Consider the following 14,073-nt stretch of genomic DNA (forward strand, 5'->3'; position numbering starts at 1 on the left):
TCAGTCCTCATTCAAATTCAACCTCAATAAAATTAGAAGTTTTACTATCTGCCCAATACTCCTGTACAGGGTAAGGAATGAGATATTGATAATTAAAAACCCAATCTTTAAATATATAAATTATGAGAACAAACAAAATGTGGCTGCTTTTAGCCTCTCTTCTGTTAATCATCCTTTCAAGCTGCTCCCGGATGGAAGAAAAATTTTTACAAGAAGAATCTGAACAAAACCTAAGTGCCAACGCCAGCGCAAGAGCATTGGCAGCAACACCAATGCTGCATGTTGGAGGCAGGTACCTTAAAGATCCCTGTGACAATAACGTTGTCTTACATGGTGTGGCCATAACTCCCAGCCCCTGGTTCAATGGCTGTCAATATGGTGCTAATTCCGGCTACTGTACCTGGGATAATTATAATGTACAGGGTGCTCTGAACTATAATAAAGCTGTTATGAACAAGCTCAGCAGCGCTGCCGATGGCTGGTATCTCAATTATATCCGCCTTCACATCGATCCGTATTGGACCAATGATCCGGGACCGGCTATTCCTGAGAATGATATCTCAAGATTCAATTATAACCGTCTGGTTACTTACACAGATCAGGTGATAATCCCACTGATCAACCATGCCCGAAGCCTGGGAATGTATGTTATCCTACGTCCTCCCGGTGTATGTCCGAGCCGTATTGCTGTGAACGATGCCTATCATAGCTATCTTAAAACCGTATGGACCTATTTGTCGCAACATCCGAGCCTAAAGAATGCTGACAATGTAATGTTCGAATTAGCCAACGAACCTGTTGAGATTCTGGGGACAAACGGCACATGGGGATCAACGGGGAATGAGCACTTTGCAGCCCTTAAAAACTTCTTCCAGCCATTGGTTAATATCATTCGCAACAACGGGGCTAATAATGTTTGCTGGATACCGGGTACAGGCTGGCAATCACATTATCAAGGCTATGTCAATAACCAGATCACCGGTGGTAATATTGGTTATGCTGTTCACATCTACCCTGGATATTGGGGTGGTGTCACCAACTATCAATCCTTTCAGAATGCATGGAATATCAATGTTAAACCCATTGCTGACATTGCACCGATTGCTATTACAGAAACCGACTGGGCTCCACAAGGATATGGTACTTTCGGCATTGGTAATACCGGTACGGCAGGCGGAAGCGGATTTGGCGCCAATTTAAAATACATCGTGGATCAGTCAGGCAATGTAAGCTGGAATGTTCTTGCTCCGGATAATCTCCTTCACAAAGGCGATCCTAATGCAGGAACAGCCTACAACAACGATTGGGAAGCCTGCGCCGCGCCAGTTAAACAATGGTTCCAGCAATATGCATCCTCCAATTATCCTGTTGGAAACTGTAATACAAACAGCAGCCTGGTCAACAATGGTATTTACGAAATCGAGTTTCAAACCGATGCCAATAAAGTACTTGATCTGAAATCCGGAGAGGATGCAAATGGTGCCATGTTAAGACCATGGACAAGAAATGGCGCTTCTGCACAGCGCTGGGTTGCTATTGACGCCGGCAATGGTTACTGGCGTTTTGTATCTAAAGCAAGCGCATCCAACCGATGCATTGATTTATCCAGCAACAGCAATACACTGGGAACCTTGATCAGGCTTTGGCAGAACTATGGTAATGATGCACAGAGCTGGCAGGTAGTCGCTGTTTCCAATGGTTATTACAAAATACTATCCAAGGTGGATCCTACACGTGGCTGGGATATTCCTAACTGTACCATGGATGGTAATTCAAACTTACACCTTTGGGATTACTACGGTACATCCTGCCAGTTGTTCAAGTTCAAATATATTGGGATGAATTGATACAATAAAAAAACAGGATGCTTTTTAAGCATCCTGTTTTTTTATTGTATGTGAAAGGTCAATTTGCTTCGCAAGCCAATGGTGAATTTTTTAAAATTGACAGTGAAACGAATTCACTATTGACCATTCACTTTTTGTCATATACTCCATTTATTTCTTACGTGAAAAGTCAATTTGCTTCGCAAGTCAATGGTGAATTTTTTAAAATTGACAAGTGAAACGAATTCACTATTGACTATTCACTTTTTGTCATATATTACATTTATTTCTTCTGTGAAAAGTCAATTTGCTTCGCAAGTCAATGGTGAATTTTAAAAATTGACAAGTGAAACGAATTCAATATTGACCATTCACTTTTACCAGAACCTTACATACAAGGCAGTTAGTAAAAGTAGTGTCATCACAATCAATACCAAAGTTCTGTTATCTACTTTAAACATCGTAGCATCAATGGCAAAAGCTTTAGGATTAATTTTCGGACCAGCAAGACTGATCAGGATCATGGCAATTATCGTGATAAAGAATGACCATCCCATATTGATCAGGAAAGGAATCTCGGTAATGGTATGCACTACCCCGTTCTCCAGTTTTTCATAAGTGAATGCGGTATACATCCATGTTTCTTTCCCAAAAATTCCCACGGCAAAGCTGTTGAAGAAAATGGCAAGGACAAAGCCTAAAATAACCCCTACCAGAGCGGCCGTACCTGTAGTTCTTTTCCAGAACATTCCCAAAAGGAACATGGCAAAAACTCCAGGGCTGATAAATCCGGTATATTTCTGGATGAATGTGAAACCGCCTTCACCACCAATTCCTAATACATCTGTCCAGGTAAAGGCTAATGCAGCCATCATCGCAATAATAATGACCCAGCGGCCTGTTCTCACCATCTGGATTTCAGTGGCGTCTGTTTTAAGGTATTTTTTATAGATATCCAGCGTAAAAATGGTTGAAATACTGTTTACTTTTCCTGCCAGTGAAGCTACAATTGCTGCGGTCAAAGCGGCAATGGCCAATCCTTTCAATCCTACTGGTAAGAATCCTAATATTGCAGAGTATGCGCCGTCTTTCACTCCGTTGAAACCCGGAAGATGTCCTTTGGAATATAAAACATAAGCAGCGATTCCCGGAAGCATTACGATGACAGGCATGAATAATTTCAGGAAACCTGCAAACAGAATTCCTGTTCTTGCCGTTTTCAGGTCCGCCCCCAAAGCTCTCTGGGTGATGTACTGATTACAGCCCCAATAGTTCAGGTTAACAATCCACTGACCGGCAAAATACATGGCCAAGCCTGGTAACACGACATACTTCTGTACATCAAGGTTTTGAGGCATTGCCAAAGTAGTGGTAGTAGTTGTAGGTTTTTGAAGAATCAGCTTAAAGTGCTGTGGAGCCTCATTGATCAGGGTATTAAATCCTGCCAGAGCATTTCCTACAGCCGCTCCGTTGATTCTCTGGTCTACAATCTGCAACGCCATATACACCGTTGCAAAACCTCCAATAATTAGGACAGCCACCTGTATAACGTCTGTATATCCAATCACTTTCATACCGCCTAGGCCTATCAGAAGAGCCATAAGCAAAAGACCGATCATAATGCCGTGAAGATGTTCACCTCCCAGTAAAGTATCAATGGCAAGAGCACCAAGGTAAAGAATGGAAGTAAGATTCACAATAACATACAGAAACAGCCAGAAGACTGCCATGATCAATGAAACAGATTTGTTATACCTTCTCTCCAGAAACTGGGGCATGGTATAGATCTTATTTTTAAGATAGATTGGAATAAACCAGACCGCAATAATAATCAGCGCAAGGGCAGCAATCCATTCGTAAGCGGCAACAGCGATTCCGACAAAGAAACCTTCACCGCTCATCCCGATAAACTGTTCAGCAGAAATATTGGAAGCGATTAAGCTGGCTCCAATTGCCCACCAGGTTAAAGATCCTTCCGCAAGGAAATAATCTTTGCTTCCTGTAGATTCAGATTTTTTCTTTTTATAGATCCATAGTCCGTAGGAAGCTACCACTACGAAATAGATCAGGAATATGATGATATCAATAGTTGCTAATTTTCCCATAGTTTATTTTTTTACGGAGAATTTATAGATGGTTTTCGAGTGGTATTTCTGTCCGGGCTTCAGTTCTGTGGAAGGAAAAGAAGGCTGATTCGGTGAATCCGGGAAATGCTGGGTCTCTAAGCAAAATCCTGTTCTGAATTCATTTTTACCGCCGGTTTTGGTATCAAACTTTCCATCAAGAAAATTTCCGGAATAAAACTGCACACCGGGTTCATCTGTGAAGACTTCCATCAGTCTTCCTGTTCCCTGGTGATACACTTTGGCAATACTTCTCAGACCTTTTCCATTCAGGATCCAGTTGTGGTCATACCCTTTTCCTTTTTTCAGCTGATCATCATCTGCACTGATCTCTTTTCCGATCGGTTTTGAAACTGTGAAATCAAAAGGAGTTCCTTTTACGGCTTTCTGTTCCCCCATAGGAATTAAGGTTTCGTTCACCGGAAGAAAATGATCTGCATTAATCTGTAGTTCATGATCGGTAATCGTTTTAGTAAAATTCCCGGACAGGTTAAAATAAGAATGCTGGGTAAGATTCACCACGGTAGGTTTATCGGTTTCTGCCTCATAGGAAATTTCCAAAGCATTGTCGTCTGTAAGGGTGTAGAAAACGGTTGTTGTCAGTTTTCCCGGATATCCTTCTTCACCATCTGCGCTGGTATAAGACAATTTCAATGTCGGAAATTTTGCATCCTTTACCTCTTCAATATTCCAGAATCTGGTGTGAAATCCTTCTTTTCCTCCGTGAAGGCTGTTGGGTCCATCATTTTTATCGATTTCGTATGCTTTACCTTCCAGTGAGAATTTTGCTTTGGAAATTCTATTTCCATATCTTCCGATCAATGCCCCGAAATAATAAGGATTGCCATCGAAATACCCTTCTGGTTTTGTAAAGCCAAGGACTACATCCTCATATTTCCCGTTCCTGTCCGGAGCGGTTAAAGAAGTGATAATTCCTCCGAAGTTGATGACCTCAACTTTCATCCCGTTTTTATTGGTCAGCGTGTATTTTTTAATAGAATCGCCTTTTGGCGTCACTCCATAGTCTGAAGTATGCACATTCTCCATTTTTCCTGAAATATCCTGTTTGTTATTTTCTTTTCTGCAGCCGAAAATAATTAAAAATAATAAAATAAAAATGCTATTATATGTTGCTTTTTTCATAATTATTTACATATTTTTTAAAATTAATTAACGATAATACATTTCATTCCAACGAAGTGTATTTTTGAAATCACGTATTCTGGTATCTTCATCAATGACTAATGATTCAATCCCTGCTATCTCAGCAAAATCCTCCAGCTGCTCTGCTGAAATATTTTCACTGTAACATGTATGGTGTGCACCTCCTGCCAGTATCCAGGCTTCTGCGGCGGTATATAAATCAGGAAGAGGTTTCCATAAAACCCTTGCTACCGGAAGTTTTGGCAACTCTTCTGTAATTTCCAATGCTCTGGTTTTATTGATCAGCAGTCTGAAATGGTTTCCAAAGTCCATCAGTGCAGCGTTCAGAGAATCAATATTTCCTCTGGAATTAAAAACAAGACGCACCGGATCTGCTTTTCCTCCGATTCCCAACGGATGGATCTCACATGAAGGTTTTCCGGCTGCCAGAACCGGGTCTACTTCCAGCATGTGGGAACCTAAAATGGATGGATTGGAAGGATCCAGATGATAGGTATAATCTTCCATAAAAGCATTTCCTCCTTCAAGGCCCTGCCCCATTGTTTTCATGGCACGTACGAGTGCTGCTGTTTTCCAGTCTCCTTCGCCTGCAAATCCGTATCCTTTCTGCATCAGGCGCTGTACGGCAATTCCCGGCAGCTGCTCCAGTCCGTGAAGGTCTTCAAAGGTATCTGAAAATCCTTTAAACCCTCCTTCTTTTAAAAATTTTTCAAGTCCTAATTCAATTTTTGCAGCGGTGTGCAGGGAACTTCTGTTGACTCCTCCTTCTAAAAGGGATGCTGCAATGTAATAAGAAGACTCATATTCTTCCATAAGGCTTTTTATTTCCCCTTCACCTATTGAATTAATAACTCCAACAAGATCACCGATTCCCCAGGTATTGACAGAAAAGCCGAACTGGGTTTCAGCTTCCACTTTGTCACCATCCGTAACGGCTACAAATCTCATATTATCTCCGAAACGGGCAAATTTGGCTCCCTGCCAGTCGTCCCAGCCTGCAGCAACACGGCTCCAGTCGCCGATCTGCTTCTGAACTCTTTCTTCTGACCAATGCCCTACTACAACTTTTCTGTTCTTTCGGAGTCTGCTTACCATAAAACCAAATTCACGGTCTCCGTGAGCGGCCTGATTAAGATTCATAAAATCCATATCCATGGTAGACCACGGAATATCTCTGTTGAATTGGGTATGCAGATGCAGAAGAGGTTTCTGTAAGATTTTTAATCCTCTGATCCACATTTTAGCGGGTGAAAAAGTATGCATCCATGTGATGATTCCTATACAGTTTTCTGCCTGATTGGCTGCTGCAATGGTTTCAAATATCTCTTCGGTAGTTTTTACCGTTGGTTTTACAATGATTTTTACCGGGATGAAAGAAGATTTTTCAAGTTCTGCCACAATTTTCTGTGAGTGTTCTGCCACTTGGGCAAGTGTTTCAGGTCCGTATAAATGCTGACTTCCTGTGATGAACCAGACTTCTTTGGTATTGAGAGGTGTTAACATAATTTTGTTGATCGTTAATAGTTGTTTATGTTGAAGTGTTTAGTGTTTAAATTCCTGTCCGTAGTAGGCGTTCTTGCCATGCTTACGTTCATAATGTTTTTTGATGAGTGAGTCTTTCAGACGTTCCGCATCAGGATTGATCTGTCTGGTGAGATAAGCCATTTCGGCAATGGTTTCCAGCACTTTGCTGTTGTAAACAGCCTTCTCTGCGTTTTTACCCCAGGTAAACGGACCGTGATTACCGATCAGAACCATTTCTACTTCTTCCGGAGAGAGCTGTTTTTCTTTAAAGCATTCCAGAATCTGTATTCCTGTATTGTATTCGTAGTTTCCTTCTATCAGCTCATCCCGCATCGGTGGAGCGCAGGGAATATCCGTCGTAAGATGATCTGCATGGGTTGTCCCGAAAACAGGGATATCCAATTGTGCCTGTGCCCACGCCACGGAATAGATGGCATGCGTGTGGGAAATTCCACCGATATTTTCCCAGTTTTTATACAGATAAGCATGGGTCTTGGTATCGGAAGAGGGTCTGAGCCTGCCTTCAATGATATTGGCATCAAAGTCCAGAATCACCATATCTTTCGGCTTTAAAATGTCATATGGGACACCACTTGGTTTAATGGCAAAAATGCCTTTATCACGGTCTACAGCACTTACATTCCCGAAGGTATAGACCACCAGCTTCAGGGCATCCAGCTGCATATTCGCTTCATAACATTCTCTTTGGAGTTCTTTATAGGTATTCATTTTGAGTATCATTCAAAAGGTTAAGATGGAAAATCAGGAGTTCTGAAGTTCTTTCCTGTTGTTTTTCAGTTTGGTATTGTATTCTACAAAATCAGCGAGCTTCTGGTATTGCTGCATTAATTCTCTGTAGAGCTGTACTTCTTCCGCTTTCGGCTGGTATTCCGCTTCAAATGCGGAGCCCATTTTCATGCTTGCTTCCTGTACTGTCGGATAAATTCCTGCTGATACAGCTGCATAAACAGCAGCCCCTAACGCGGGAGTCTGGTCCGAAGCGGCAACCACAATCGGCATATCCAGAACATTAGCGATTGTCTGCATGATAAACGGCGATTTCCTTGCTACTCCTCCGATCCCGATCACTTTGTTGATTTTCACACCTTCCTCCTCAAAACGGTCAACGATCTTCTTAGCTCCGAAACAGATAGCATTGACTAAAGCTTTGAAAATATGGGGTGCTTTTGTTCCCAGAGAAAGCTGACTGATCGCTGCCTTAAGTTCCTGATCTGCATCCGGTGTTCTTCTTCCGTTTACCCAGTCCAAGGCAACCGGAACAGTATCTGAAAGAGGAATTTTTTCTGCTTCAAGGGTTAATTTTCTGATAAGTCCTGCCTCCATTTCTTCTGCAAGCCTTGTTTTCTGTTCATCTGAAATACTCTCAGATTGCATCATAACCTGGTGAACCGGCCACATCAGGATATCTTTATACCATGCCAGCACATCTCCAAAGGCAGACTGCCCTGCTTCAAGTCCTATCAATCCGGGAATTACGGAGCCGTCAACCTGTCCGCATATTCCCTTTACGGTTGTATCCCCGATAGCTTCCTGTGAGGCTACCATAATATCACAGGTAGAAGTTCCCATGATCCTGATCAGTGTATTTTCTTCCACTCTGGCTCCTACGGCTCCTGAATGGGCATCAAAGGTTCCTACGGTAATGATGGTTTTGGTGGTAAGACCTGTTTTTGCGGCCCATTCTTCATTCAGGTAGCCGGCAATTTCATCTGAAGTATAGGTTTCACGGTATAATCTTGCTCTGAGCGCTCCCAGAGAAGGATCAAGCCTGTTAAGGAATTCTTCGGAAGGCAGACCATCCCATGATTCATGCCACATGGCTTTGTGGCCAGCTGCACAACGGCTTCTTTTGAAGGTAGCCAGGTCTTTATGATCTGATAAAAGGAAAGTCAGATAATCACAGTGCTCCATCCAGCTATAAGCTGCATTTTTTACTTCTGCATCGGCTCTGTTGATGTGCAGTATTTTAGCCCAGAACCATTCTGAAGAATAAATACCACCTTGATATTTTGTATAATCTTCACCACCCCATGTTCTTGCCAGAGTATTGATTTCTTCGGCTTCACGAATGGCGGTGTGGTCTTTCCATAAAACCATCATAGCATTCGGATTCTCTTCAAATCCCGGAACCAGTGCCAGGGCTGTTCCATCATTGGTTACAGGAAGCGGTGAAGAGCCTGTGGTATCAATACAAATACTGACGATCTGCTCTGCCGATATCCCGCTTTCTCTTACAACTTCTGAAATAGTTTTTTCCAGACCTTCAATATGATCTGAAGGATGCTGTCTGAAACTGTTGGCTGAGGGATTACAGAATTTATCTTCCTTCCATCTCTGGTAGTAGCTGACTGAAGAAGTTATTTCAGAACCGTTTTCAGTATCAATAAGGACGGCCCGTACGGAATCTGTACCATAGTCCAGCCCGATAACATATTTTTTCATGGTGGTGAAACGTTTTTGATTGTTGAGATTTTAATTTCTCCTGATGAGATAAAAACAAATATAAGATTCTATTTTAAATAAATGTAAAAAACACACTTATTTTTTATAAAAATCTATTTTACAGTTAATTAAATTGTTTTCAACTTTAAAACCACAAAAGAATTGGCGGGAATTTCCGTTGAAATTTCACCATTTTTGGCTTCAGAAATCTCTTCTTTAGGTTTTATGGGTTCAGCATCGAAACTATTTTCAGTAGAAAGCTGTGGTGCAGACAGAAGGATTTTGGTTATTTTTTTACCTGCATTCAGAGTTCCTGGTTTGATATTAACCGTTTTAGCCTGAGAATCAGTATTAACTATTTTAATAATAATCTCATGAGTTTTCGCGTCTTTTACTGCTGTAGCGTATAATTTTTCCTGGCCGGATACTGCTTTTCCGTTGCTTTCTATTTTCAGTACATCTGTTCCTTTATTGTTGGAGAATAATTTCTGAACATAATAATTCGGGGTTGCATAAGATTTCAGATTATTGAACCAGATGAGATCGGGCGTCCACTGCCAGCCGTCAGCATGGGCAAAAAGCGGTGCGTAGGAAGTCATATAGACCACATCTGTATTTCTTTCAAGACCGGTCATAAAAGCGGCTTCTGAAAGGGCCGTCAGCCAGTTATTTTTATTATCAGGTTTTACCACGCCTACAGACTGGGCTGCATATTCCCCGGCAAAAACTTTTGGTCCGGAACGGTCATAATGGTCATACCTTCCGGCGTTTTTCATAAACCATTCGGGTGAATTGTAATAATGTTCATCTACAATCTGTGCATTAAGCTGTTTCAGCTCTTTCCAGCCATATTCAAAAAACTCGCCATCAGGTGACGGTCCGCTTCCTGAGATAATCTTAATGTCAGGATATTTTGCATGAATGGCTTTTTCAAATACTTTATAGCGTTCAATATAATCTGCTCCCCACTGCTCATTTCCCACTCCGATAAATTTTAAATTAAAAGGTTTCGGATGTCCCATTTCAGCTCGGATTCTCCCCCATTTTGTACCGGAATCTCCATTAGCAAATTCAATAAGGTCCAGGGCATCCTGAACATAAGGATCGAGATCTTCCATTTTCACCAGCTCTGCCGTATTGAACTGGCAAGCCATTCCGCAGCTCAGAATAGGAACAGGTTCTGCGCCGAGATCTTCGGAAAGCTGGAAATATTCAAAAAATCCCAGTCCGAAAGACTGTCTGTAATCCGGTGTAAGCCTATGTGGAAATCCTGTACTCCATTTATTGATGAGGTATTCGCGGTCTGCTACATTTCCAATTGTTTTTTTCCACTGATATCGTTCTGCCAACGTTCTTCCTTCTACAATACAGCCTCCAGGAAATCTCAAAAATCCGGGCTGCAAATCATACAGTTTCTGAACCAGATCTTTTCGTAAGCCTCCTTTTCTGCCTTTCCAGGTATCCTGAGGAAAAAGTGAGATCATATCCATGTTCACAATACCGTTTCCGGTAAATGTGAAACGCAGTCTTGCTTTTTCAATGGTTTGCGGTGCTTTGAAAACGGCTGTATACTTCTGCCACCCCCTTCCTTTGATGAGTGTGGAAACTGAAGAAATTTCCTTACCGTTTTCATCAACAAGACTTGCATTTACCGCAGCAATATTTCCTGAAACATTCTCCAGATCAAAACTGAAATCATATTGTTCACCTTGATGAATACCTATTCCTCTGAATCCTTCATTCTCCAGAATATAATTTTTATCGTTCAGGACAGTAATTCTCGCGTAATTTTTATTGGTTTTGGAAGGTTCTGAATAAATGGTCAGAAACCCGGAATCCAGATTAGGAGAAAGTGTTTTTGTGTTGGGCTGTTTCCATCCTGTGAAAGGCTCGTCAAATTCAAAGCTGCGGTTTTTAATCAGTTCAGCATACAATCCGCCATCTGCTGCAAAATTGATGTCTTCAAAGAAAATCCCGTACATGGTAGGTTGTATTTTAACAGGTATTGGAGCTTCTTTAAGATCCAGGTTAAAGGTACGGACCGTATTATTCTGAGCCGAAAAAAAGCAGCACTGAAGGAAATCGCGATGGAGAATATTTTATTTTTTGTTGTCATAGATCGTATATTTTGAAAGCTACTGTAGGGTTGCAATGGGTCTCAATTGTTCCGGATCAGTTTTTTATTTTACTTTTAGCGGAATAGTTTTCAGGCCGGCATCATCAGAAGTTCCACCATAAAAAATGGTATAGTCGCCGGGTTTTGAAACCAGATCATCTGCTTTTTCATCATAGAAGGCAAATGAATCTTTAGAGAGCGTCAGCTGAATATTTTTTGTTTCTTTGGATTTAATCAAAGTTCTTTCAAAAGCCCTTAACGTTTTTACCGGTGCCCGGGCATCATTATTTCTTTTGATATAGACCTGAACCACTTCTTCACCATCCCTTTCTGAAACATTGGTTACCGGAATTGTGATCGTTACATTTTCGTTAGTACTAATTGTATTTTTGCCCAGTTTTGAATCTCCGTAAACAAATTTTGAATAGCTCAGGCCATGCCCGAATGGATAAAGAGGCTTTTCCGTCATATAACGGTAGGTTCTCCCCTGCATATCATAATTTTCAAATCCCTCATGCTTGCTTGTCTTTGAAAGAGCATTATCCAGCTGTTCAAGGTTTTTATAAAAAGTAATCGGTAATTTTCCGGAAGGGTTATAATCTCCTGACAAAATATCTGCCACTGCAGTTCCTCCGGATTGCCCGCCATACCAGGCATTTAATAAAACATCGTAATTTTTTTCATCCTGCTCCAATCCCAGAGCGCTTCCGGTACAAAGAACAAAAACAACAGGTTTGCCGGTTTTTCTAAGCTCTGCCAACAGGTCCCGCTGAACTTTAGGGAGGGCAATGGAAGTTTTATCACCTCCTCTGAAGCCTTCTGCATTCACCATCATCTCTTCACCTTCCAGACTTGGAGAAAGTCCGCCTGCAAAGACAATAACGTCTGCATTTTTAACCTTTTCTCTCACCGAAGCAAAATTAACAGGGTCTTTTCTGTAGACTTCAAAGCCGATACTTACATATTTTCCTTTTTGTGTATGGCGCAGCTCTATCCGGTACTCTTTTCCTTTTTCCATTTTTACAGGAAACTCTGAAGGATGTCTTGCGTCAGGCCCCTTTCTTATTGCAATTTCTTTTCCGTCCACGAAAAGGGTATAGATATCAGAGGTAGACGCAGAAAATATAACATCTCCTGTATAAGTACTTTTGAAAACCCCTGAAATAATAGCTGAGGTATTTTCTCTTCCTACATTGGGTGCAAGCTGGGTTCCTCCAAAGCTGTTGTAGCTGATGGCAGTAGAATTTACGGAAGTATTGGCCGGCTGCCCTTTGAATTCATTGTTATTGAAGAACTCTACTTTCATTCCTTTCGCACCGTTTTTCTGACTGATGAAATTCTGATAGAGTGAGGTTCTGGACGAAGGATCTGTTACTTCGCTTCCTTTTTCGTAAATAATTTCAGCATTTGGAAATTTGGTTTTGATTCCGTCTAAAATCGTTACAATGGAAGAAGGAGTTCCGTTATAGTTTCCCAGCTGCATCAATCCGTCATCAGCATTCGGACCTACAACGGCAATTTTTTTAATATTTCTGCTGAGAGGCAGAACATTCTTTTCGTTTTTCATCAGCACAATTGACTTTTGTGCCATTTTCAGTGCCTGCTTTTTATGTTCTTCAGAATCGACTACAGCATATGGAATGGTATTCCAGTGAACGGAAGATTTCGGATCAAGCATTCCCAGCTCAAACCAGCCTTTCAGGATTCTGCGCATCGACTCATCAATATCTTTTTCGGTAATCAGTCCGCTTGCCAGAGATTTGTTCAGATTGTTATAGGTATCTCCACATTCCAGATCTGTAGAATGTTTCAAAGCATCTGCTGCGGTTGTTTTCTCATCAGGATGGGTGCCATGGTATTTTTTTTGAAAGAAATCGGCCAGTGCCCAGCAGTCTGAGACCACCATTCCGTCATACTTCCATTTTCCACGGAGAATTTCAGTAAGTAAAGTATTGTTTGCACAGCATGGCTGGCCATCAAAAGCATTATATGCACACATCACTTCTCTTACATTTCCTTCCTGAACCAACGCTTTGAAAGCAGGAAGATACGTTTCATACAGATCTCTTTTTGATATTTCTGCGTTATAAGAGTGGCGGTTCCATTCCGGTCCGCTGTGTACTGCAAAATGTTTGGCACAGGCGTGGGTTTTAAAAAATTTCGGATCGTTTCCCTGCAGGCCTTTTACTGCTGCAACCCCCAGAACAGAGGTCAGATAAGGGTCTTCACCGTAAGTTTCCTGGCCTCTTCCCCATCTTGGGTCACGGAAAATATTGATATTGGGTGTCCAGAAGGTCAGTCCTTCGTATCGTCCTGTTTTTAGAGCTTCATCAAAAGATCTGTTGTATTTTGCCCGTGCTTCATCAGAGATCATTTCAAAGGTTTTAAAATGCTCCGGAACATCCCATGTGGCTGCCATCCCGATTGCCTGAGGGAAAACAGTAGCTGTTCCTGCTCTGGCCACTCCGTGAAGTGCTTCATTCCACCATCCGTAGGCTGGAATTTCCAAACGGGGAACTGCCTGGGAATTATCCATCATCATTCCAATCTTTTCTTCTGTTGTCAGCAAAGTAAGAAGGTTCTCTATTCTTTCATTAACCGGAAGATCCGGGTTTCTGAATGGGTATTTATAATGATTCTGGGCAAAAAATAAAGGTGCTGTCAGTGTTGCACATAGCATTAATACAATTCTTTTCATAGGTAATATGGTTTCAATAAAGTCCGAAAAATGGTTGTTGATTTTGTGATTAATCATTTTAAACCCACTGATTTTACAGATTTTTACGGATAATTATGTTTTCATTCTTATTTTACACAAATTGCCAGTATTATTCAGCAACAATGCAATGAAAAACAA

Annotated in this window: 8 protein-coding genes; 1 reads left to right on the plus strand and 7 read right to left on the minus strand. The window is 41.4% G+C overall.

Features of this window, described 5'->3' with window-relative positions; genetic code table 11:
* The first annotated feature begins 122 nt into the window (after positions 1-122).
* A complete protein-coding gene (locus N4G44_RS11745; RefSeq protein WP_474927024.1) occupies positions 123-1,847 on the plus strand; it encodes an RICIN domain-containing protein in 1,725 nt (574 codons plus the stop codon).
* Between the two features lie 356 nt (positions 1,848-2,203).
* Here N4G44_RS11745 and N4G44_RS11750 read toward each other — a convergent pair whose 3' ends face one another.
* From N4G44_RS11750 to N4G44_RS11780, 7 genes are all read right to left on the minus strand, one after another.
* The gene (locus N4G44_RS11750) at positions 2,204-3,931 is read right to left on the minus strand and encodes a sodium:solute symporter family transporter (protein ID WP_474927026.1); all 1,728 of its coding nucleotides are present in this window, start codon (positions 3,929-3,931) and stop codon (positions 2,204-2,206) included.
* A 3-nt stretch (positions 3,932-3,934) separates the two neighbouring features.
* A complete protein-coding gene (locus tag N4G44_RS11755) occupies positions 3,935-5,092 on the minus strand; it encodes an aldose epimerase family protein (protein WP_474927029.1) in 1,158 nt (385 codons plus the stop codon).
* Positions 5,093-5,119: 27 nt separating this feature from the next.
* Positions 5,120-6,616, minus strand: a complete 1,497-nt coding sequence (gene araA / locus N4G44_RS11760; protein ID WP_474927032.1) for an L-arabinose isomerase — start codon at positions 6,614-6,616, stop codon at positions 5,120-5,122.
* Positions 6,617-6,655: 39 nt separating this feature from the next.
* Positions 6,656-7,366: an L-ribulose-5-phosphate 4-epimerase gene (locus N4G44_RS11765; protein WP_474927034.1), complete on the minus strand. Its 711-nt coding sequence runs from the start codon at positions 7,364-7,366 to the stop codon at positions 6,656-6,658.
* 33 nt (positions 7,367-7,399) lie between these two features.
* On the minus strand, positions 7,400-9,100 hold the full coding sequence (locus N4G44_RS11770; protein WP_474927037.1) for a ribulokinase: 1,701 nt from the start codon (positions 9,098-9,100) through the stop codon (positions 7,400-7,402).
* 128 nt (positions 9,101-9,228) lie between these two features.
* Positions 9,229-11,082, minus strand: a complete 1,854-nt coding sequence (locus N4G44_RS11775) for an alpha-L-arabinofuranosidase C-terminal domain-containing protein (protein ID WP_474927040.1) — start codon at positions 11,080-11,082, stop codon at positions 9,229-9,231.
* Between the two features lie 198 nt (positions 11,083-11,280).
* Entirely contained in the window at positions 11,281-13,914 is a 2,634-nt protein-coding gene (locus N4G44_RS11780) for a beta-glucosidase (RefSeq protein WP_474927043.1), read from the minus strand.
* Positions 13,915-14,073 lie beyond the last annotated feature (159 nt).

The sequence above is a fragment of the Chryseobacterium sp. GTID13 genome, from assembly GCF_056172655.1.